Here is a 21,924-nt window from a genome sequence, read left to right as displayed (position 1 = left end):
CAATCTAAACCTATCCAAACGACAATTCATCTGCCGTGAGTGTAACATCCCACATGGGGCGTCCTTTCATTTGCACCCATTCCGCGTGAAGCCGCGCTGGCGATTGAGTACTATCGACCTCAAGTCGGAGCCATACATGAGGAACCGCTTCGCCCCGTACCAGATTGGGATGAGGCACGTTGAGTTTGGGGATCGTGCTATCGTGAATCGGCGAAACGATGAACTGATGAATCGGATATCCGACGCTTTTCTCGGTGTCATACTTTAAGTGCCGAGAGCAGTGGATATCGCCACCAATTAGTACAACGCCAGAAATCTTGTTTTGGCCAATGAACTCGTACAAGGCATCGCGCTCATACGAATAGGTACCCCAGTCATCGGACTCGGAGTTCTCTTTATCGTCCCAAATCATACCGCAGGTGATGAGTTTGAAAGGTGCGGTAGAGGCCAACAACGCTTCCTTGAGCCATTCCCATTGCTTTCTACCCAAGAGTGTTGGTTGCTTTGTATCGACGGGAGATGTTTCCGTCCGAGCAAACCAGCGGGTATCCAGCAAGAAGACCTCGACAGGTCCGTACTGAAACTTGGTGTAAATTCCGGATCGGTCGTGACCAAAGCCTTTGTTCGCTCGATATTCGACAAATGCTTGTCGTGTATTTTCTTTTCCTTTAAGACGGCCGTCGGAATCGTTGCGTCCGAAATCATGATCGTCCCATGTTCCCCAAGTAGGCGTATGGCTAATCAAGGACGCTAATTGAGGAACCTGGAGGAATTCTCGGTGACGTTGTCGCGCGACACTAAGATCCGTCGAATCGATGTAAGGCGTATCGCCCAGTAGCACCAATGCCTGGGATCCGCGTTGCTCCATTTGCGACCACAACTCGAGAGGCTTGTTCGCCGCACACGACCCAAATGCCAGACATACTTTACTGGCTTTCGCGGGATCGGGAGCCGTTTCAAAATAGTACTTTTCCCCTGAAACCAGCACTCCATTGGAGCCTGAAATCTTATAACCGTATTGGCTACCGGAATGCATTCCAGAGACGTGCCAAGTCAGGCAATTGTCGTTTTCGATCTTGGCAGTTGCGGTGATGACGCGGTCTTCGGAGCCATCTGCTTTCAGGATGTGCAGCGAGTATTCGCCAGGTTCATCGGGCCGAAACCAAATGTTGGCATCAACGTCCGATACGTGGCCCACCATAGGTCCCGTGAATTTCGGAAGTTCGCGGTCGCTACCCTCGGAAGTGGTGGCCAAGAGGGAAGCGGCCGTAATGGCAAGCATCGAACGCCGGTCCAGGTTCTGCGTCATGTTTTGCTTTGCCCCCATAGGGATATCCTCGTTGAGCCAAGTGTTTGAAGAAACATTTTGCCAGGCAATCATCCTGATTGACTTGAGTCATTCTTACCGGAAGTTGCCTGGTAGTCAACAAATGTGTTGTGAAGTCGCGGTTAAGATTGCCAAGCCTTAAACCTGAAGACAGATTCAGAATGTGCGTTCAGAATAACGATGCGCGTACATTTACCACGCCATTGTCGTGGATTGTGTAAGTTCACCGCATGACGAAGAGTTAGGCTTGCGGCGACTGGAAGATGCAAAGCACTACGGCTTGTTTTTTGTAAGCATTCACGAGGCGATGCGGTACGCTGGCATCGAAATAAAGACTGTCCCCCGCTTGGAGCTTGAAGACATCGCCATCGTATTCAAAGTCGACATTGCCTGTCTGGACTAGCAGAAACTCCTCGCCCAGGTGGGGTAAGGCCTCTTCACGGGCAACCCCTGGGGGGATTGTAATCATGAAGGGGTCCATCGAACGGGATTTACGTCGATGAGCCAGCGATTCGTAAACCGATGTGTTGGCATCGGACTGATCTCGCTCGATAACCTTGCGTTCATTCTTACGAACCATGGTTAACGAGGGCTTTTCATCCAGTCCTTCGACTAATTTAGAAGTAGTAATTCCCAACGCCTTGGCAATCTCGGCCAGGGCGGGCAACGACGGAGTGACGCGAAAGTTTTCAACTTTCGATAGCCAACTACGTGTTAGCCCGGTGCGCGAGGCGACCTCTTCTAACGTTAACCGTTGGTCGATACGGAGAGATCGGATTCGTTCGGCTAGTTCAACGAGGTTCATCGTGGTATTATATTCGACCCGCAGATCGACACAACATGTCTAGTAGCATGAGTTTCCAGCATCGTTGGCCCTATCCGTCCTGCCTAGAACAGTGGGGCCGCCATCTCTTGATTTAGCCCGTTCCATTTCCTTAATAGAACCTTCATCTGTGGGATTTGCTGCGGATTCTGGGAGAGATCGATCTTTTCTGATGGATCTTCCTGGAGGTCGAACAATTGCCACTTCTCTGGGGAGTCGTGTCCATTGGGAGCAACTATTTTCCAGCGGCCTTCGCGCAACGCGGCTCGTTTCCCTTGCCGCCAATAGAGAATGCGATTGCTGGATGATTCTGGGCTGTGGATAAGCTCGGTGATTTCGAGGCCATCTAGTTCGTATTGAGGCCTATTGCCAATGATCCCTGTGATCGTGGGAAAGAGATCGAGCGTGCTGATGATCGCATCGGATACGATTCCCCCTTCGAGCTTTCCCGGCCAACGAATGAGGAATGGTATGCGAATTCCCCCTTCGTACATGCTGCCCTTACCATCTCGTAGCGGAAGATTACTGGCGGTCGTTTCTTTCGTGGGACCGCCGTTATCACTGAAGAAAACGACCAGCGTGTGATCGCTTTGCCCTGTCGCCTCGAGCGTGTCGAGAATTTGCCCGACACTTCGATCTAAGTCATAAAGCATGGCGAGAAAGATGCGACGGTGAATGTCGTCTTCGTCTTTAAATAGTTCTAGGGTTTCGTTCTTGGCTTGCAGCGGACTGTGAACCGCATTGTAGGCTACATAGAGAAACCAAGGGCTCGCGTGATATCGTTCGATGAAGGAGGTCGCCTCGCGTGTGATCGCGTCCGTAAAGTAGGCATCTTCAATAACCGGCTGCCCCGCACGAAGTATCGGGTTGTTGGCATCGTAGGCAGGTTCGTCGTGCCCCATATGAGAGGAATAGATCAGGCGCGGTGAGACTTCGTACCGATTGTTTTGCCCTGCTGGTAGTCCCTTGCGGCGAATCCAGGTTGTTGTCTGGTTCCATGGATTGGGAACAAAGTAGTGGCCTTCATGCAAAAAGCCGAAAAACTCGTCGAAACCATGACGTTGTGGATGAAAGTCGGCCGCACCTCCAAGATGCCATTTCCCAATCAGGCCAGTTGTGTAGCCTGCATCGTGAAGGTATTCCGCCATGGTTTGCTGCTTGCTAGGCAGACCTGTTTGAGGGTCCTCGTTCCGAGCACCGATGGGATTGAATTCGTAGCCGAATCGCAGTGGAATTCGTCCTGTTAGAAAACCGGCCCGAGAAGGGCTGCAATTGGGTGCCGTTACATAAGCCTGCGTGCACCGCACGGCACTCTTACAAAATGCGTCAATTTTTGGCGTTTTAACCGTCGCATTTCCTTGGCTACCCAACTCGGCATAGCCAAGGTCATCGGCCACCAAAAGCAGGACATTCGGAGGCTGTTGCAGATCTGGCGCTTTCGCCGCGGCTGGTGCGACAAGAATACCAAAAAGTAGGCAGGCCATCGCCTTCAAAGCACATTGGCAATTGAGGGAGCTTCGCATGATTGTGTCAAAATTGAAGGGAGCAAAGTACTGAGATGAGCGAGTGATATTCAGCGTTTTGAGCTAGGTCGAGTCGCTCTAGCTTAGCCAAGAAACCTTGACGAAAGCAAAAAATCTATGGATATTTAAGGTTCCTTCCTATCACTTCCGATCGAAGTCCTAATCCCTCCACTCAGATTGTTGATTCGCCAAACGCCCCCGATTGATCGCGTTCTGGTCCTTCTCAATAGGTATCGCAGATGAGATTGCTTCGTTGCCATTTACTTTCCTTAACCTTCGTGTTGGTGTGCACTTGCGCAGCGATCATGGCATCTGAGCCCGTTGTGAACTGGGACTTTGGCGCGGAAGAGGAAACTCCGCTTATCGCGCATGGTGGAGTCCACCGCGATGTTCCAGGGCCGCGTCCTCCTTCGTACCCCGATTTTGATACCGCCAATACGGCGGTCAAATTTGATGGTCAAGGCGCTTACTACTCGTACGACGACCCAGGCCATCTCAGTCCGTTTGACTTCACTAACGGCGATTCCATTACTATCGAAGCTTGGGTGAATGCTCGCGATCTGAAAGATGGCGAGAATCTCTACATCATGGGGAAAGGTCGAACTGGCAATCCTGAGTTCGCACCTGACAACCAGAACTGGGCTCTGAGGCTACGAGGTGTCAAAGGGAAGGCGTGTGCCAGCTTCCTGTTTGCGACCCCAAGTAAAGGATCGAAGTCGCACTGGCACCGTTGGACAACCGCTGACGGCTTCATACCGAGAACAGGCTGGCATCACGTTGCTGTTACTTACGAGTTCGGCAAACCTGAAAGTGTGCAAGGTTGGATCGACGGGAAACAACTGCCTGGGAATTGGGATATGGGTGGTCCAACGACGCTCGCGCCTGTAGTTGACGACGACAGCGTTTGGATCGGGTCTTCTCTGGGAGGAAGTGCTTCGAATTCGTTCCGCGGCTACCTAGACGCCGTGGCACTCCACCGCGTGGCGCTTGATGCGGAGACGCTCAAGAAGCGATTTCATCGGGTTGGCGAAGCCCCAAAGCCTGAAGCCGCACCCGAATCGATGCCAAAGCTAGGCGAACTTCCCGCAGATCGTGTTACGGTTACTTTCCACGAAGGCATGCCATCTCACACCCAATGGCTCGATTTCGATGAGGATTATCCGGCAGAAATCATCCGTTGGGAAACATCCGAGTTTCTTACCCCACGGTTACCTCTGCGTTATGACAGCTGGGGAATTCGTGATAGTTGGAATGCACCGGTACTGGTGAGAATGGCCGCCGATGTATCTCTTCCAGAAGGAAAGCAAACCTTTCTTTTGCGGGCACGTGGTCTCAGCCGTATGTGGGTAGATGGCAAGCTTGTCGCCAAGACAGGTGCCCTGCAAGGATCACCCAGCGGCGAAGAACCGATCACGCCGGTGGCCGAACCTCCGCTGCCAGGTCATCGCATCAAACAGCATCGTCTTCACGAAGAGACCGGTACTTTTCAAGTTCCCAAGAATGGGACGTACCGCGTGGTTGTCGAAACGATGGCTGGTGGCAAAAAGTTCCGAGCCGAGCCCGGCGAATTCACCGTGGCGCTGCTTTCACCAGACGGAATGCAGTACCACGTGCTTGGCCCTGTCGGCAGTCCAGACGCTCCACTTCCTTTGACGGACGAAGCTTTCAATAATGCGCTGGTGCGTATCGAAAGCTCACTTGCATCGCTTGACGACGAGAATCGCCTTGACGCGGCTAAGTCACGTCAACCGTTCTGGGAAAAGCGACATCGGTTGGCTCAAGAGTGGGCCGAAGAAAATCCGGGGCCCTCGATTCCAAAAAGTAACACCGCTGCTAATCCGATCGATGCCTTCATCATTCGTCGGATTCAAGAAGCGAAAGCAGCCGTCCAAGGAACATCACCAGATGAAGCAAAGAAGTTTCATTCAGAAGTTCTGCCGATCCTGCGAAGTGAATGCTTTCGTTGTCATAGCGAAAAGGACTCTGGTGGTCTTCAACTGAATTCGCGAGATATGGCCATCGCCGGTGGCTATTCCGGTCCAGCGATTGAACCAGGGCATGCCTCTGCCAGCGAGTTGATGACTCGCATCCGACATGAAGATGCCGACATGCGAATGCCACCGACCGGCAAGCCTCTTTCCTTCCAGCAAATCAAGACGCTGGAAACGTGGATCAATGATGGTGCCAAATGGCCTGAATTGCCGTTATCAGTTGAAGAGTCAGAACTGGCACCCATTGTGGGCGATGCCAAGTTTATTCGCCGGGCCTATCTCGATACGGTTGGTGTCATTCCGACGGAGGAAGAGGTTCGTGTTTTTCTTAATGATGATTCTGCTGACAAGCGAGCCAAGTTAATCGATCAACTGCTGGCTGACCCACGCTGGGCCGATCATTGGGTGAGTTATTGGCAAGATGTCTTAGCTGAGAATCCTACCCTGATCAATGCAACGCTCAACGCGAGTGGCCCATTCCGCTGGTTCCTGCACGACTCGCTACGTGATGACAAATCACTGGACCAAATGGTCACCGAATTGATGATGATGCGAGGGGGCGCTGACGACGGTGGCAGTGCCGGTTTTGCCAAGGCGGCTCAGAATGACTCTCCCTTTGCTGCGAAGGGGCATGTGGTCGCCAATGCATTCCTCGGAATTGAACTTCAGTGTGCTCGATGTCACGACTCCCCTTACCACAGCACCACTCAAGAAGACCTCTATTCGCTCGCGGCTATGTTCGCCAGGAAGCCTCTCTCAGTTCCGAAATCCAGTTCGGTCCCGGTCGCCTTCTTTGAAAGCCAGGAACGTGAACCGCTGATCGAAGTGACACTCAAGCCTGGCGCAGCAGTCCAACCTCAATGGCCGTTCTCGGATGTGACAGGCATTCAAGATAACGAAGCCTTGGGGCCCTATCTCGAAGACAAAAAGGACAGCCGCGAACGGCTAACGGCGCTGGTCACTGCTCCTGAAAACGAACGTTTTGCAGAAGTCACTGTGAACCGCATTTGGCGACGGTTGGTTGGCGCAGGAATTGTCGAGCCGCCGCACGACTGGGAAGGCAACAAGCCCAGTCATCCGGAACTTTTGAAGTGGCTGGCACGTGACTTTGTCGTCAATGGGTACAGCGTCAAACACACCATGCGGCTAATTATGAACTCAGATCTCTATCAACGCGAAGCGATCGGAGATCAACAAGATATCGATCCTACACGACGTTTGTTCAATGCTCCGCAACGTCGCCGGATGACTGCCGAGCAGATCGTCGACTCGTTCTATGGGGCGGCTGGAAAAGAGATCGAGGTTGAGACTCTGACGCTTGACCCTGACGGTCGACGCCCAGCCAGCAATCGTAACAACCTGGGACGCGTCGAGCGTGCCTGGATGCTGGCGAGCATTTCCAACGAGCGCGACCGGCCAAGTTTGACGCTCCCGCGTGTATCGGTGATTGATGACGTGATGGTCGCATTCGGGTGGTCGGCTGAACGGCAGATCCCGCGAACCGATCGCGAAACCGAGCCGAACGTGCTGCAGCCGGCCGTGATCGCCAACGGAACCATGACTGTGTGGCTTACCAGGGCATCCCACGAAAGCCCCCTGGCCGATTTGGCGGTCGAAGCGAAATCTCCTGAACAATTGGTCGACTCTGTGTTCCTGCGGTTTTTGAGTCGAATGCCTAGTGATCAGGAGCGAGTACTGTTTGCAAATGTCCTGCGCAAGGGGTTCGAGCAGCGACTCGTTCCCAAAGATCAGGTTAAGGAACCAGGGCGACTTGAACGACTTCCTCAAGTAACCTGGTCAAACCACTTGCGTTCGGAAGCGAATACAATCCAGCAAGAGCACGCTCACCGAGCAAGAGTCGGCCCACCGGCTGATCCTCGGCTACAGCCTGAGTGGCGCGAAGTTTACGAAGATATGGTGTGGAGTGTGGTGAACCTGCGAGAATTTGTCTGGATGCCGTAGTTGCCGGATTCGTGAGCGAACAAGTCATAGCTACTGATAAGAAGCGATTTAATATGAACAATTCTTCTTCAAAGTCTGGTGTCAATCGGCGACAGTTTCTCGCTGCATCCGCTGCGACGGCCATGGCGACGTCGGTTGCCGGGGCCATGCCCATGGGAAGCCGAATCAGCGGCCAGGCGGAACATGTCATTTCGATATGGCTAGGCGGCGGCATGGGGCAGGTCGATACGTTCGATCCGAAGGCCAAGGGAGATCCTCAGGCAAAGAAGCCGGGTTCGTACTACGAGTCCATCCCAACGTGTGTCAACGACGTTCAGGTATGCGAACATCTTGCCAAGCTGGCTCCGATCATGGACCGTGTCACCGCCGTGCGGACGGTGAACCATGCCGTGATCGATGAGCATGCCGCAGCGACGAATTGGATGCACGTGGGCCGCCCGGTCAGTGGTACGGTGGTGTATCCCTCGCTAGGCTCGATTGTCGCCCACGAGCGTGGGGCGGCCTCAGATGAAGTGCCAGCCTACGTCCTGATTGGCTATCCCAACGCGACCCGTGGGCCAGGTTTCCTCGGGGCTCAGCATAGCTATCTCTATCTGACTGAAACGGGGCGTGGCCCCGCAGGCCTATCGCCCCCACTAGGTGTAGATCGCGAACGTCAACATCGCCGGGAAAGCTTTCTGACGAAGTTACGTAGCCTACAGCCAGAGACGAGAGAAGCTGCGCTAAAGGACTATGACGCGACGATCGATCTGAGTCTTAAGCTGAGTGGTCCCGAGTTCATGAGCAGCTTCGATCTCGACCGAGAATCGGCTGACCTGCGCGAGGGTTACGGTGGCGAGTTCGGACAGCGGTGCTTGTTGGCCCGCCGGCTGGTGGAACGAGGGGTACGCTTCATCGAAGTCTCGCACAACCTCAACTTCCTAAACGGTGCCGGTTGGGACGTGCACAACGGAGGCATTCTGGAACAGCATAAGCTGATTCAGGAACTCGATACGGCGATGGCAGCACTAATTCTCGATCTTGAGCAGCGAAAGATGCTCGACAAGACGCTGATCGTGGTCACCACCGAATTTGGCCGTCCGCCAGAGTTTGACAGTGGTGGCGGGCGTGGACACCAAGGGTCGGCGTTCACATGCGTACTTGCTGGTGGCGGTCTGAAGCACTCTGGTGCTTACGGTCAGACGGACGAACTCGGAAAGAAGATTGTCAGCAATCCGGTTTCCGTTCCCGACTTCTTTGCGACCATTCACGCCGCCATGGGTATCGACTACGCGAAATCGCTTTACGATGGCGACCGCCCTGTTCCCATTACCGACGGTGGTCAGCCCATCAAAGCCTTATTCACCTAACGGGATAAGCTTAAGCGGTACGCTGTACGGTGGTTCCGTTGGTTCGCACGATCAACCGCTTCATCTCTAAAATGCTGAGCGTTGACAATATCCGATGTACGGGCAGCTTCGACCTCGCCACCAAGGCATCCAACGACATTGGGGCCAGATCGATGTGCTGGAGAACCTGTTGTTCTTGATCGTTTAGCTTTAACTCTGCCGGTTGCAGAACGGTTTTCTCTTCCGAGACTTGTAGCGGCTTGCGGAGCGGCCCCAACTGTTCGATCACGTCGTCGACCGACTGAACCAACGTGGCACCATCGCGGATCAGGCTATTCACTCCACGGGCGACAGGGTTATCAATTTGACCTGGCAGGGCAAAAACTTCACGATTTTGCTCCATCGCCATGCGAGCGGAAATCAAAGCTCCACTGCGTGCTGCGGCTTCGACAATGACCACACCGAGGCTCATTCCCGTGATCAAGCGATTTCGTTGGGGAAACGCGCCGGCAATTGGACTGACCAAGGGGGCCGATTCGCTGACGATCGCCCCGCTTTCGGTGACCTCCGCGGCCAAGTCTTCATGCTCTGGAGGGTAGATCTTCGAGACACCACCACCTAGAAAAGCAATCGTTCGTCCTTTGGCTTTAAGCGCACCGCGATGTGCCGCCGCATCGATCCCACGGGCCAGGCCGCTGGCGATGGTGAATCCGGCCTTGGCCAGTTCATATCCGAAACGCTCGGCCTGCTTCTTACCGTAATGCGTGGCGTGCCGGGTTCCCACGATCGCTACAGCCAGTTCGTCACACGGAAGAATCTCACCTTTGACAAACAGCAATGTTGGCGGATCAGCGATCTCTCTCAGGAGTTCCGGAAACCCATCGCAGGAGCGTGTCAGAATCTGAATACCGAAATCGCGACAATGATCCAGCTCACGCTGAACATCAAGCTGACTGGCCGCGACAATCGTCTTGGCTACCTTAGGACCAATGCCCTGCACTGCCTGGAGTTGGCCTGACGTTGCCGAGAGGGCTGCTGAGAGCGATCCAAAACAGGCTTGAAGAGCTTGAACTTTTGCAGGGCCGATGCCCGAACTCAATGCCAGACGCAGCGCGGCGATAAACTCAGGATCTTGTAGTGTTTGGTCGTCGACAAAACTCATGCGAATAGCACCTGGAGGATGGAACGCGAGTCCGCCATTATAGGGGGTGCTGCCAAAGTGTCGAGGAAATTATCGGCCAACTAGCTCACGTACCCGTCGGTCCAGGCTTCCATGGCCACGCCTGCGGGTATATCGGACGTGAGCACGACTTTGCCAATGCTGTGCGGGACGATGAATCGCAGCTTGCCGTGCTCGACTTTCTTATCCCGCTGCATGGCGGACAGAATGGCCTCTTTATCCAGTTTCGGAACATCGACTGGTAAGCCGAGAGCGGTTAGCAATTTGTACTGCCGCTTGGTCGCTTCCTGATCAAACACGCCCAGTTTTTCTCCCAGGCGAGAAGCACAAAGCATCCCGACGGAAACCGCCTCGCCGTGCAGGTACTGGCCATAGCCTGATACCGTTTCCAGGGCATGGCAGTAGGTATGACCGTAGTTGAGGATCGCACGCAGGCCGGTTGTCTCGCGTTCGTCCTCTGCGACGACTTGGGCCTTCAATTCACAGCTTCTCGCGACAATCTTTTGCAATACGACCGCATCGCGATCGAGCATCGGTTGAACGTTGGCTTCCAGGTATTCAAAGAATTCGGGATCGAGAATCACACCGTACTTCACGACTTCAGCCAGGCCGGATAGATACTCTCTTCGCGGCAGCGTTTCCAAAACTGCCGTGTCGATCAGCACGCCCTTCGGTTGCCAGAAGCATCCCACGATATTCTTCGCCGCCGGCAAGTTAATACCAACTTTGCCGCCGACGCTACTGTCGACCTGGGCAAGAAGCGTGGTTGGTATCTGAAAGAAATCGAGTCCCCGCGTCATGGTGGCGGCAATGAATCCGGCGAGGTCGCCGATGACGCCGCCCCCCAAGGCCACCACAATCGATTTACGATCAACGCGATCGGCAAGGGCCTTTTCCCAAAGTTCCTGGGAAGTTCCCACCGACTTGCTGGGTTCTCCGGCTGGGACGACCAGCGTGGTGACGCGAATCCCTTCTGCTTCCAGGCTTTCACTAACGGGATTGAGATAGTGCTGAGCGACATTGGCATCACTGATCAAGACAGCGTGCGTGACACTACGTAGGGATGTGATCCAGCGACCAACCTCTGCCAGGTTACCAGTGCCGATGGAAATGTCGTACGAGCGTTCGGACAGAGGGACGTGAACAGTCTGCGAGGCGAATGCGGTGGGGTTTGTCGGGGTCATGGGAATCTTCGGGAATTTCCTGGCCTTGATTAGGTTTTCGCTTCCAGTCGAGTCACGTCTTGCTGCGTTACGGTAATTTGACGACAGAAGCCTGTGTGCAGGCGAACGTACTCCAGGTGATTACACGACGCGGCATCGGCATGAAGCTGCCTAGCGATCGTCCCGCGTTTTTCCAGGGGAACCTCACTCAACGCTTCCGGCCAGATGGTCTTCTCCTCGACAATCAGCGATTCGCGGTAGGGGTCGAATTTGTCCGGCAACAGACTATCCTTTGAGAGTCTCGGCACGCTGCTTAGGTTCGCCATCACGACGATTGATTGATAATTGAGTATAAATCAGGTCGGCTTGGACGAACATTCCCGATAGGAGCTCTCTTTGGCATCTTTCCGTATGAGTATGGTTTCCCGGTCGGGCGTTAGCTCCGGCAAGCTGGTCGTCGCTGCGATGATCCTAATCGCGGCGACTCTGGCCGCCATTACGGTCTGGCATCATTGGTCGAAGGGGTATGCGTCAATTGCCTATTGGGGAGCTGCCAATGGTGAGAATATTCGCTACGCTCCCGTTGTCCAGCTGAAGACCGGCGGGGAGACCTTCGTTATTTCCAAGGCCCGTGGGCTAGTTCATTTCCGCCAGGCCCTAATCGAGGACGCTAGTTTTACTCAGACGATATCCAAAGATGATGCACAGCCCGAGTGGACGCATGAAGTCGTCTTTTCCTGGCCGGAAAAGAGTGAGTCGACGGTCGTGCGGTTCGATCTTGAGAAAGGATTGCTGGCACTGCCGGACGACGCGAAGCTACTGGTCGCCAAGCCAGAGCCAACCCGTAGCGGTCTCGCCGCATTTTTCGCAGACGTGACCTCGAAGAAACCTCAATAGTGGTATCGGCGATTCAACGCCTCGACATCGCTTGGATGTAACCCACAAGCATGCCAGCAACCAAGCCGCCGGTATGCGCCAGATTGGCGACACTGCCGATCACATTAAACCAGCACAGGAAAAACCAGATCATAAGTATGATGATCGACGACTGGTTGATCATGATGCCAAAGGTTGGATCGTTGTTGGAGCGCATCCACAGGTATCCAAACAACCCATAGACGACACCCGAGTAGCCCAGGAAGTTTACCCCGCCGTAAAATCGCTCGAATTGCACCAGGTTGCCACCGTGAAGCTCGATGAGCATAGGTATTACCCCTTGGGCCAGATTCCCGGCGAGTGCCAATCCGAGGTTCAGCAGCAAAAATTGGAAACTGCCTATACGGCGTTCCAAAATAGGGCCCAGCATGAAAAGCATATACATGTTGAAGCCAACATGCATGATGGCCATGCTTCCGCCGCGTGCATGAAGAAAAGCCGGCGTAATCAGCCGCCAGACTTGTCCTCGTTCGATCGTACGAAGTGAGTTAGGTTCCGGCGAAATCTCGTACGCTTGCAAGTCACGAGGGGATAGGAAGCTGAGGGCACCGTAAAGCTGGTCACCCAATCCGGGGTCTTTCATCGAGTAATTGGAGGCAAACATGCCGATCACAGCAATCCCGATGCAAATGATCATGATGCCTTTGGTGACTGGTGCCCCTGAGAGTCCTGCACCTGTCCCGACCGAGCGATGTTTTACCTCACGAATGTTCTTGCGCCGCTCTTTTTCCCGAAGCTGCTCCATTTTCCGGATGCCAGCGGCTTCGTCGCCGGCAGAGCGGTAGCGAGTGTCGTCGGGATTGGAGCGGAATGCCTCTAGTTCCGTGCGCGCCTGATCGACTTGGTTTTCTTCGTGAATCCAGATAGACCACTCCCCCTGCGAGTTTGCGTCGGCTTTGGAGTGGATGCCTTGCGTCAACAAATAGTCGACGAAACGTGCAGCATGGTTTTCGGAAGAGAGCTTACCGATCTGGCGCATGACATTCTGTGGTTACTTGACTTCTCCGGATTGAAGCCGCCGATGCGCCTCCTCTACTTCATCGTAGTAGGAACGCCGCTGCAATTGCGAGGCCGATTTTTCGTCGAGAATCACGACCACATCCCGATGGAACTGCAATGCGCTTCCGGTGACTTGTGCCGTAACTGGTCCTTCGACCGTCGCGGCGATCGCTTCGGCCTTTTCCTTGCCGAAAGCGAGAAGTATACACTTCTTCGACTCCAGGATGGTACCCACTCCCATCGTGATGGCCAAGCGAGGAACGTCTTCTTCGGTACCAAAGAAGCGGGCGTTATCACGAATTGTTTCCGGAGCAAGCGTCTTCAAGCGGGTTCGGCTTCCCAGCGACGAACCCGGCTCGTTAAACGCGATATGTCCGTCGCGGCCAATGCCAAGGATCTGCAGGTCGATGCCACCGGCCTCGTCGATCATGGCCTCGTATTGAGATCCGTAGGTCTCATAATCGAGTGCCCGGCCATCTGGGACATGGGTGTTGCGGATATCGATGTTGATATGACGGAAGAGGTTTTCCGTCATGAAGTGGCGATAACTTTGCGGATGCGTTGGCGGCAGGCCGACGTATTCGTCCAAGTTAAAGGAGGTAACCCGCGAAAAATCGAGCCCTTCGCCTTGGTGCATACGGATCAGCTCTTGATAGAGCTTCAGCGGGGTGCCACCAGTTGCTAACCCCAGGATAGCACGGGGTTTCTTGCGAACAAGTTGAGCGACAATCGCGGCGGCACGCTGACTTCCGAGTTCGGCCGAAGGTTCGATAATGACACGCACGGGGCGTTTCCTCTATCTTCTTATAAGGGCTTGGCAGGAGGATGCTATCAAGCTCTCGATCATAGACCACCGGCCCGCAACGGAAAAGGCAACGACCATATAAACTTGCGCGGGATTTCAGGGAAAACCGGTCTGGAAATCATTTGGCGGTCCTGATTACAATCCTTCACGATGCTGGCACCGCTGCACGCGCCAGAATTGCCGGATAGTTTCGCTTTACAACAAGGAGGTTGTCATGCGGTCGATTGCTATTTTGAATCAAAAAGGGGGCGTTGGAAAAACGACCACCGCCGTCAACCTCGCTTCTGCGATCGCACGTATGGGGCACAAAGTTTGTGTTTTGGATCTCGATCCCCAGGCACACGCCTCACTTCATTTGGGAATTGGAGTCGCTTCGGGGACCGAATCAATTTATCAGGTACTAATGGGGGAAGCTTCCTTGGAGGAAGTTCGTCATGAAGCAGGCGAAAACCTATGGTGCATCCCAGCCCATCTCGACTTGGCCGCTGCTGAAATGGAACTCGCCGGAGAAGTCGGTCGCGAGATGATTCTTCGTGACGCGATGGAGGTCCACGGCAAGCAATACGATTACCTGATCATCGACTGCCCGCCGAGCCTGGGTGTACTGACGCTTAACGCATTGGCATGTGTTGACGAAGTCTTTTTGCCGCTCCAACCTCATTTCCTTGCTTTGCACGGTTTGAGCAAGCTGCTTCGTACCGTCGATATCGTTTCCAAGCGAATTAATCCGGGATTGAGGCTCACCGGGGTAGTGCTTTGCCTGTTTGAGTCTGGAACTCGCCTGGCCGGCGAAGTGGCTGGCGATGTCCATGATTTCTTCGACCGGGGAACGTCTGAAGGCAAGACATGGGCAAGTGCGGAAGTCTTTCAAACACGTATCCGCCGCAATATTCGCTTGGCTGAAGCACCAAGTTTTGGGCAATCAATCTTCGATTATGACCCCAGTTCCAACGGTGCCGAGGACTACACCAACCTGGCTCGAGAAGTCTTGGGCCTCGGTTTGTCCAGCAAATCAACCGAAGAAGCCATGGCTGAATCGGCGGCGGCTTAGAACGACTCTTTCCGCTTAGACGTTGATTCTTTTCCCCGGCGACGGTATTGATTAAATGGACGGCATGTGTCGTCCATTTTTGAATTCCGAAGGGGATTTTGAGCGAATGCTGGGTTTTCGCTTTAGTCTGAAGAGTCTTCTGGGGCTGTTTGTTGTGGTTGCAATCGCAATCGTTCTCACAACCCAATGGCGCTATCGAGGCCGTTTGACGACCTATTTTCTTGATCCTTCTTCTACCGAAGCTAAGGCGCTTTTGGCGTCTCCCTTACTGGCAGGCGATGAAGTCTTGCCCACGGCCGAGTATCGGGCCAATTACCGCGATGTCCGATGGCTATTCTCAAAAGCGGAGGACTCGGTCGCGCTTTCTGGCGGTTTACAAGCCGATTTTGACAATGATCGGGTTGTGATTCGCACTTCCGAGCCCGACGATTTAAAGCAACTAATCTTGAAAATGTCCGAGGCGGACCGCTTGGAAGAAGATCATGGCGTGATCCGAGGAATCGCGGTTGACGAAAATGACCACCCCGTGGCCAATTTGCCAGTCGATCTTCTCGGGCCCACACAGTGCCTGAATGCCTACCTAACGCGTCCGGACGGAAGTTTTAGTGTTCCCGTCGAGTTTACGCCCAGCGATGACTACACGCTTCGTTTTCGGCGATCTTATGCCGAGACCTACCAGACAATGCCTTTTTCTCTTGGGAAATCGAAACGCGAAGTGGTTGTTCGGGTTGTGATTCCGCAAAAAGGTTAATTGACCGGAACAGATCACCAGTTGCGCGGTTGAAATTTGCTGCCCCCCCAGTGAGAATGAGGGGGTATCAAACAACGTGATTGACTACCGACTCGACCGCTAATTGTTGCAAATCTGGGCTCAGGATGACCTCATACGCACAGTGCACTCATTGCCAGACCAAGTTTAAAGCCAAAGCCGAGCTTAATGGCAAGTCAGTGCGTTGCCCCAAATGTAAAAAGGTGTTTGATGTCAAACTAACTGACACGGCTCCTTCCAGCGAAGAAAAAGCACAGCATGGATCGGCGGCGAATCTCTCGAAATCGAAGGTAATACCCAAGAGCCACTCGGGTTCTAAGGTGCTTGGCGAGAAGGGCGTTGCAGGGAAAAAGCCTTCCCCAGCAAAATCGTCTGGTCGACCCAAATGGTCAGGCGAACCAGAATCAGGCAATGTTGCGGCCGACGAGTCTGCTGCCAAGAAGCAGCTTCATCAGATTCCGGCTGGTAAGGAAAGCCCCATCCTTCGTAGTCGCCGAACTCTCTCGGCCGTTATTCTGCCAGGTGATCGACATATTCCAGCGCTAGAAGTTCCATGGGGAGCGCCATGTAATCCACCAAAGGATTTCCTGAAGGAGCAAGCAGGTGGAGTTGCCTCAATGCAGGCCCCAGCTTCCTCCCCCTCGGAATTCACCCCGCTGATTTCCCCTGACGAAAAAGAAATTCGCATCGAAGCTTCCCGTCCCGGCGAGGAAGCACCGATCGTCGATTCGGAACTTGGTCTTCAAGAAGATAAGCCGGCAAAACCAGCCTCGTCCTCTGCCAGCAGCATGGACATCGACGAGGACGAACTGATCGCCGGGGTCACCGAAGAGACTTCCAAACCAGCCAAGAAGCCGAGTCAGGACAAAGCAGGCTTTCACCGTTCGGCGAAAGAGAAAGTCATTGAAGGCACCTTTACCGATGACGTTGTGACTGCCGACAACGAGGGCGGCTTCTACCGCCCTGCCCTGCCTGGTCAGCACGACGATATCTACACTCAAGCTCCCGCGCTTCTCGAAAGGGCCATGGCCGCTGCCAAGCAGCTTCTCGGACGCGGCTGCTCGATCGACGATCTGGAGGCCGTGGAAGGCTCGAAGTACGTCGACCAAGTCGCTCAAGTCTTGGCCGAGCAAGAAGGTTTTGGCCAGACCAAAGAGTCCGGAGGATTTTCGCTGCCCGTCAATTCGACACTCGTGGTCAGCGCGGTCGGGGTTGTCTTTGGCGTTGGTCTTTTGATTATGTTGATTTATGCCGTCAGCACGATCAGCAGCACGCTTGGATCAAGTGGCGGTGGGGCGAACAAGTTTGATTACGTCACACAGGTGACAAGTCAGTTTCCAACCGAAGCTCGCGGGCCGGCGGGGCTGGTAACTGTTAAGTTTCCATCAAACTTCGATCCGATTCCAAGTATCGAGAGACCCTGGTTAGGGACGAAGGTCGAAGGGTATCGCATCATTCGCAACGACACGTCGTTCGTCATGATGTACAGCTCTTCGATCCCAGGAAACCCGCCTCAATCGGGCCAAATGCCATCGAAAGAACAGCTCGAAGTCTTTGGTATGCAGAACCTGATGGGTGCAAGCAAGTACCTCACCAAGACTGATTCGATGACGCTCGACAACTACCCGCTTTTTGAGTATCACTTTTCGGCGGACATCCTGCGGAGCCGACCGGGGAAAAGTCGGGTAGTGCTCCTCTTCACACAGCAACGTATGTTCATGTTCCTTTGGTCGGGCAGCCAATCCACATCGGAAGTGAACAAGTTCTTTCAATCGATCAACGTGAAAGGCAATCCCTACCCCGGTTCGGGTTAGTCCGCACAAGTCCACTTAAGTTGTCAGTCTCCCTTTCAACAACAGCCTTACCGTAGATCGGCAGGTTTGGCGTGACGGCGATTGCTAAGTGTACGAACTGTGATTCAGCCTTCAAAGTAAAAGACCACTTGGTTGGCAAGGCGGTCCGCTGCCCTCGTTGCGGCGAGCCATTTCGTGTCGCTTCAGGTGGAAGCCGCACTACCATAGCTCCGAAGGTATCTGAGTCTGCTGGAAATAAAACGCTTGAAGGTGAGGCAGGCGACTCCAGCGTTAATTCCTCTTCACCCGATACTTTGTCTGCTGAGTCTTCCGCTGATGCATTCTTTGACACCCACGAAGATGTAGACGCTTTATATGCTGCCAATGTGACGTCTGCCAGGCAGCGAAAACAGCGGCGGCAGATGACCGTTCTGATTGGCAGCGGGTGTGTGGCAGCAATCTTGCTTATCGTTGGAACGGTCATTGCTTTTCAATATGCATACGACAAGAACGCCATTCCGCTGGAACTGGCCGATCCACGGGTTGTCGATACAGAGAACCTGAATGGAACTTGGAGGCCGTATAGCGACACTCATTGGGGCTACACCGTTCGCATGCCAGGCGATCCGAGGATTCAGACGGAGGATGAGGACCAGATACGAACACTTACGCTCAAGGATCAAGAGTTCGGCACCTTGAGAGTGGAATTTCGTAAGGAGTCACATCCGGAATGGAACGAGTTCTTTGCTAAGGTGGAGCGTGATGAGATTTTTCAGGGAGTACCTGCCGGAAACGTTATGAAAATCAGTTCTGATGTCACCTATCGAACCGATTCAGTAGCTGTTCACCGCTACATTCTTGTCAGCAAGGATAGTCGCCTAACAAAAGATGTCGCGGTCGTATGTAAATTCTCGGCAAAAGGCAAGACAATCACCGCCATGTGGTCAGGAAAACGCGAGATGCTTCGTTCGCCCGAAGTTCTCTATTTTTTTTCATCCCTCGAGATCTCTGGGGATCGATACATAACGCATTAAAACGCCGGCGGTGTATCTTTCCTGGGTGTTCGACATGTTACAATAGGACAACGGTTATCCATTTGTTGCCCATTGTGTTTTTGAGGATGGAAAGTATGGATTGGTTCCTTTCCGATCTTCACATGTTTTCTCGGCGCTCGATCTACCACGAACATGAAGACGAGATACTGTCCCGCGCCGCCGAGGCTCGCGTGTTCGTACTGGGCGGAGACATCGTTGACTTTTCGTGGACGACACTACCATCGGTCGAGGCAACTATCGACGCTTCGATGCAGTGGCTGACTGACCTGGTCGAGTCGAATAGAAATTGTCAATTTCACTATTTGCTGGGCAACCATGATTGCCACGCTGACTTTGTGAGTCGGCTTGGAGACGTGGCTGAAGCGAACGAAAACTTTCACTGGGAACCGTACTTCCTTCGTATCGGTTCGGCGGTCATGTTGCATGGCGATGCGGTGCACCTAAAGCAACGTACCAATCTGGCGCTGGCCACACAGCGAAACCGGAAGCATCAATTCAAGCAGCCTGAATATCGCCACCAGATTTACGAAATGGCCATTCGCTCTCGCCTTCACGCTGTGGTCGGCAAATTGGCCAATCCTCGTCGCGTTGTCGCTGGAAGAATCTGGGACTACCTTACCAACGAGAAAGTGGATATGGGTAGTTCCGTACAAAACGTCTACTTTGGACATACCCACGTTCCTATGAGCGATTATGCTTTTCGTGGAATTCATTTCCACAATGGCGGAGCATCGATTTCAGGTTTGAAGTTCAACATGCTGCCGATGAAACTCGATGGCCAGTGCCAGCCTTTCGCTGATACCTCACGTCTCGCGTGAACATCCAATGCCGAAACAGCCCGATCCGGTAGAGATAATTGACTTCCTGAAATCGCAAGGCGCGCTCATTCGTCTACGAAAGAGCGGCCAAGTGCATACGTTGGACTTCTCGGGATGTGAATGGAAGCCCGATGACCAATCGCTACGGCATTTCGACGTGCTTCAAAGCCTGGAGGTCTTGAACTGCGAGAAGGCTCCATTAACGGACGCCGCCATCGAATCGATCCTTCGACACCCAGGTCTCAAGCTAATGACGCTGTCGGGGACGGGACTGTCTGCTGAGGGGATTAAACGCCTGCGGCAAAATCTAATAGGGTGCCGGATAATCGCATAAAAAAGGCCCTTCGTGGACGGATCACAAAGGGCCTTACGCGTCAGGACTTGGTGGACATCGGATTAGAACGTCCACTCGACGCCGCTATAGATGGCCGCATCGGAAGTCGCGTAGCCAGTGACCTCTTCGTATTGCTCGTTGAAGAGGTTATCGATCTTGTAGAACCAACGCATGTTCGGACGAATCCAATAGTCGCCATACACGTCGATCACGTTGTAGTTAGCCAATACAACGGATCCATCACGGGCATCCAAGCGATTACCGACCATGCGAGCAGCCAGCGTTATCGAACCGCAACCAGATCCAAAGTATCGTGTAATACCAAACGTCCCTTTGTCTTTGGGACGGCGCACCAAAGGAAGGCCCGTATCGGCATCCCAGGTATCGGTATGCGTATAAGATCCCCACACCGTCCACGCTGGGCTGATATACCAATCAGCGGTCAATTCCACGCCATGAGAGCGAGCCTGACCGATGTTCAGGAGTGTAAAGGTCATTGGATCGAAGAGTATTAAATCTTGGTAGTCGTTGCGGAAGTAGGTCGCTCCCAAAACAACATCGTCGTCGAACAGCGATTGATCGATCCCATATTCCCAGCCTCGGCTCTGCTCGGGACGCAAGTTCGGCGTTCCAAAAGGAAAGAGGTTTTCCGACAACGCAGGGGCTCGGTAACCGGTGCCTAGACTTGCTCGAAGACGTGTGTTGGTCTCATGGATTTCGTAGGCCGCGGTCGTTCGATACGTTTGATGTGCACCTGCCGCACTATGATCGTCCCAGCGTACTCCGGCGGTCAAATGTAGGCGATTCCAAAAAGAAATCTGGTCCTGGAAGAAGATGCCGGACTGATACTGACTCGCCGATTCAGGCGGAGAAGGAAGATACTCGGTGGTTGCCGATTCATCCCAGTGCTGCACGCCAACGGAAAACTCGTGGTCTGGCCATAACAGTGCCGTTCCCAGGTAGGTAAACTGTCGAGTTGCTCCTTCGGCATTGGCAGGGAAGACGTCATCCCGATCATTTCGTTGGTATTCGGTGTAGTCGTATGCAAACTGCTGTTGGATGTTGCCATCAAGCAGCGTGTTGTTGATCTCAAATCGTTGAACGAAATTCTTCGTCAAATTGAGCCGCAAAAGATCATCCGTAGGAGGAATTCCGATGGAGAAAGAAGCATCGTCAATGTGTGCCCGAGCATCCGTATAACGCAGGCGGTAAACAAATTCGGTGTTGTCGGTAAGTTGAACTCCAAACGCCCCAGAAAGTGCTCCGACCTCAAAGGGATCGTTTTCGACGCCGCTAGACGCTGCTGAAAATGACTGGGTATCTAACCAGGATCCCGAGAACGAATAATCGAACGCTCCCTGACTGCCTTGAACGTAGCCCCCTTCGCGATGTGTTCCGAAAGCACCCCCTTGGGCAGAGATTGCTCCGGACATCGGACCTTGTCCACGACGCGTGATGATATTCACGACACCGCCGATCGCTTCCGACCCATAGAGTAAGCTTTGAGGCCCCTGAAGAATTTCAATTCGCTCGACATTATCGAGCGTCAGGTTTGCCGCATCGAAACCACGGCTGGGGCTGCTGGGATCATTTACCGGTGATCCGTCAATCATAACCTTGGTGTGCTGCGAGTTCGCTCCGCGCAAGAAGATCGATCGAACGCCACCTGGGCCGCCTGAGTTCACCACATCGACCCCTGGTTGTCGAGCGAGAATCTCACCTACGGTAAAGGCATCGGACTTTTCAATTTGATCACGGGCGATCACCTGCACGGTACCGCCGAACTTTCTTTCCTCGGTACCAGTAGCAGTTGGAGTGACGACGGTTGCGTTGGAAAACGTTGCATCGTAGTCGCGCTGGGTATCGCCGCTGTTGGGTTCGCTTTGAACGACGACTGGAGGCAAAAGTGGTACGTCAGAATCAGGAACCGATGAAGTGCTTGGCACGTCGTCCGTGGCGTCGGTACTTTCCGCTTCTTCTTGAAGGGCCGCTTGTTGTACCGTAGTTGCCTGAGTTGATACCAGGTCTTGAGCAGACGCCGATGTACCCCAGCATGCCATTCCCAAT

General features: G+C 53.6%; 17 protein-coding genes and 1 pseudogene. 9 read left to right on the top strand and 9 right to left on the bottom strand.

Going from position 1 to position 21,924, the window contains the following annotated elements:
- Positions 1-10: 10 nt before the first annotated feature.
- From C5Y96_RS23545 to C5Y96_RS23535, 3 genes are all read right to left on the bottom strand, one after another.
- On the bottom strand, positions 11-1,309 hold the full coding sequence (locus C5Y96_RS23545; RefSeq protein ID WP_158261387.1) for an alkaline phosphatase D family protein: 1,299 nt from the start codon (positions 1,307-1,309) through the stop codon (positions 11-13).
- Between the two features lie 259 nt (positions 1,310-1,568).
- On the bottom strand, positions 1,569-2,132 hold the full coding sequence (locus C5Y96_RS23540) for a helix-turn-helix domain-containing protein (RefSeq protein ID WP_105358525.1): 564 nt from the start codon (positions 2,130-2,132) through the stop codon (positions 1,569-1,571).
- Positions 2,133-2,215: 83 nt separating this feature from the next.
- Positions 2,216-3,673: a sulfatase-like hydrolase/transferase gene (locus tag C5Y96_RS23535; protein WP_199188777.1), complete on the bottom strand. Its 1,458-nt coding sequence runs from the start codon at positions 3,671-3,673 to the stop codon at positions 2,216-2,218.
- Between the two features lie 305 nt (positions 3,674-3,978).
- On the opposite strand from C5Y96_RS23535, the gene C5Y96_RS23530 reads away from it, so the two are divergent.
- Entirely contained in the window at positions 3,979-7,626 is a 3,648-nt protein-coding gene (locus C5Y96_RS23530) for a DUF1553 domain-containing protein (protein ID WP_105358521.1), read from the top strand.
- A 53-nt stretch (positions 7,627-7,679) separates the two neighbouring features.
- Positions 7,680-8,975, top strand: a complete 1,296-nt coding sequence (locus C5Y96_RS23525) for a DUF1501 domain-containing protein (protein WP_105358518.1) — start codon at positions 7,680-7,682, stop codon at positions 8,973-8,975.
- A gap of 10 nt (positions 8,976-8,985) precedes the next feature.
- On the opposite strand, the gene dprA is transcribed toward C5Y96_RS23525, so the two are convergent.
- The 3 genes from dprA to C5Y96_RS23510 form a co-directional block, all read right to left on the bottom strand.
- A complete protein-coding gene (gene dprA / locus C5Y96_RS23520) occupies positions 8,986-10,116 on the bottom strand; it encodes a DNA-processing protein DprA (RefSeq protein ID WP_105358516.1) in 1,131 nt (376 codons plus the stop codon).
- An 80-nt stretch (positions 10,117-10,196) separates the two neighbouring features.
- Positions 10,197-11,318 carry a 3-dehydroquinate synthase gene (gene aroB, locus C5Y96_RS23515; protein WP_105358514.1) on the bottom strand — a complete coding sequence of 374 codons (1,122 nt, stop codon included), beginning with the start codon at positions 11,316-11,318 and terminating at the stop codon, positions 10,197-10,199.
- Between the two features lie 29 nt (positions 11,319-11,347).
- Positions 11,348-11,578, bottom strand: coding sequence for a hypothetical protein (locus C5Y96_RS23510; RefSeq protein WP_105358512.1), 231 nt, complete (start codon positions 11,576-11,578; stop codon positions 11,348-11,350).
- A gap of 130 nt (positions 11,579-11,708) precedes the next feature.
- Between C5Y96_RS23510 and C5Y96_RS23505 the strand changes: the two genes are divergently transcribed.
- Positions 11,709-12,194 carry a hypothetical protein gene (locus C5Y96_RS23505; RefSeq protein ID WP_146115784.1) on the top strand — a complete coding sequence of 162 codons (486 nt, stop codon included), beginning with the start codon at positions 11,709-11,711 and terminating at the stop codon, positions 12,192-12,194.
- 13 nt (positions 12,195-12,207) lie between these two features.
- Here the strand turns inward: C5Y96_RS23505 and C5Y96_RS23500 are convergent, their stop codons facing one another.
- On the bottom strand, positions 12,208-13,212 hold the full coding sequence (locus tag C5Y96_RS23500; protein ID WP_105358508.1) for a rhomboid family intramembrane serine protease: 1,005 nt from the start codon (positions 13,210-13,212) through the stop codon (positions 12,208-12,210).
- A 12-nt stretch (positions 13,213-13,224) separates the two neighbouring features.
- Positions 13,225-14,016 carry a glucosamine-6-phosphate deaminase gene (gene nagB / locus C5Y96_RS23495; RefSeq protein ID WP_105358506.1) on the bottom strand — a complete coding sequence of 264 codons (792 nt, stop codon included), beginning with the start codon at positions 14,014-14,016 and terminating at the stop codon, positions 13,225-13,227.
- 235 nt (positions 14,017-14,251) lie between these two features.
- On the opposite strand from nagB, the gene C5Y96_RS23490 reads away from it, so the two are divergent.
- From C5Y96_RS23490 to C5Y96_RS23470, 6 genes and pseudogenes are all read left to right on the top strand, one after another.
- Complete coding sequence (locus C5Y96_RS23490; RefSeq protein ID WP_105358504.1) at positions 14,252-15,088, top strand: ParA family protein; 837 nt, start codon at positions 14,252-14,254, stop codon at positions 15,086-15,088.
- A gap of 106 nt (positions 15,089-15,194) precedes the next feature.
- Complete coding sequence (locus tag C5Y96_RS23485; RefSeq protein WP_105358502.1) at positions 15,195-15,839, top strand: hypothetical protein; 645 nt, start codon at positions 15,195-15,197, stop codon at positions 15,837-15,839.
- Between the two features lie 125 nt (positions 15,840-15,964).
- Positions 15,965-16,060 (top strand): annotated as a pseudogene (locus C5Y96_RS28215) (MJ0042-type zinc finger domain-containing protein); the annotation flags it as partial.
- Entirely contained in the window at positions 16,061-17,671 is a 1,611-nt protein-coding gene (locus tag C5Y96_RS23480) for a hypothetical protein (protein WP_233199074.1), read from the top strand.
- A gap of 71 nt (positions 17,672-17,742) precedes the next feature.
- The gene (locus C5Y96_RS23475) at positions 17,743-18,684 is read left to right on the top strand and encodes an MJ0042-type zinc finger domain-containing protein (protein WP_158261386.1); all 942 of its coding nucleotides are present in this window, start codon (positions 17,743-17,745) and stop codon (positions 18,682-18,684) included.
- 95 nt (positions 18,685-18,779) lie between these two features.
- Positions 18,780-19,523: a metallophosphoesterase gene (locus C5Y96_RS23470; protein WP_158261385.1), complete on the top strand. Its 744-nt coding sequence runs from the start codon at positions 18,780-18,782 to the stop codon at positions 19,521-19,523.
- Between the two features lie 396 nt (positions 19,524-19,919).
- Here C5Y96_RS23470 and C5Y96_RS23460 read toward each other — a convergent pair whose 3' ends face one another.
- The gene (locus C5Y96_RS23460) at positions 19,920-21,917 is read right to left on the bottom strand and encodes a TonB-dependent receptor plug domain-containing protein (protein ID WP_105358492.1); all 1,998 of its coding nucleotides are present in this window, start codon (positions 21,915-21,917) and stop codon (positions 19,920-19,922) included.
- Between the last annotated feature and the right edge of the window lie 7 nt (positions 21,918-21,924).

Origin of the sequence: Blastopirellula marina (assembly GCF_002967715.1) — a bacterium.
Classification (GTDB): domain Bacteria; phylum Planctomycetota; class Planctomycetia; order Pirellulales; family Pirellulaceae; genus Bremerella; species Bremerella marina_B.
The sequence above is the reverse complement of the archived record's forward strand: the minus strand, read 5'-3'. Positions and strand labels throughout refer to the sequence as shown.

What these genes read in the sequence shown, in the direction of transcription:
- C5Y96_RS23540 (WP_105358525.1), bottom strand. Translation starts at nt 2,132, where the DNA reads ATGAACCTCGTTGAACTAGCCGAACGAATCCGATCTCTCCGTATCGAC.
- C5Y96_RS23505 (WP_146115784.1), top strand. Translation starts at nt 11,709, where the DNA reads ATGAGTATGGTTTCCCGGTCGGGCGTTAGCTCCGGCAAGCTGGTCGTC.
- C5Y96_RS23490 (WP_105358504.1), top strand. Translation starts at nt 14,252, where the DNA reads ATGCGGTCGATTGCTATTTTGAATCAAAAAGGGGGCGTTGGAAAAACG.
- C5Y96_RS23470 (WP_158261385.1), top strand. Translation starts at nt 18,780, where the DNA reads ATGGATTGGTTCCTTTCCGATCTTCACATGTTTTCTCGGCGCTCGATC.
- C5Y96_RS23545 (WP_158261387.1), bottom strand. Translation starts at nt 1,309, where the DNA reads ATGACGCAGAACCTGGACCGGCGTTCGATGCTTGCCATTACGGCCGCT.
- C5Y96_RS23525 (WP_105358518.1), top strand. Translation starts at nt 7,680, where the DNA reads ATGAACAATTCTTCTTCAAAGTCTGGTGTCAATCGGCGACAGTTTCTC.
- C5Y96_RS23460 (WP_105358492.1), bottom strand. Translation starts at nt 21,917, where the DNA reads ATGGCATGCTGGGGTACATCGGCGTCTGCTCAAGACCTGGTATCAACT.
- aroB (WP_105358514.1), bottom strand. Translation starts at nt 11,318, where the DNA reads ATGACCCCGACAAACCCCACCGCATTCGCCTCGCAGACTGTTCACGTC.
- C5Y96_RS23485 (WP_105358502.1), top strand. Translation starts at nt 15,195, where the DNA reads ATGCTGGGTTTTCGCTTTAGTCTGAAGAGTCTTCTGGGGCTGTTTGTT.
- C5Y96_RS23535 (WP_199188777.1), bottom strand. Translation starts at nt 3,673, where the DNA reads ATGCGAAGCTCCCTCAATTGCCAATGTGCTTTGAAGGCGATGGCCTGC.
- dprA (WP_105358516.1), bottom strand. Translation starts at nt 10,116, where the DNA reads ATGAGTTTTGTCGACGACCAAACACTACAAGATCCTGAGTTTATCGCC.
- C5Y96_RS23530 (WP_105358521.1), top strand. Translation starts at nt 3,979, where the DNA reads ATGGCATCTGAGCCCGTTGTGAACTGGGACTTTGGCGCGGAAGAGGAA.
- C5Y96_RS23500 (WP_105358508.1), bottom strand. Translation starts at nt 13,212, where the DNA reads ATGCGCCAGATCGGTAAGCTCTCTTCCGAAAACCATGCTGCACGTTTC.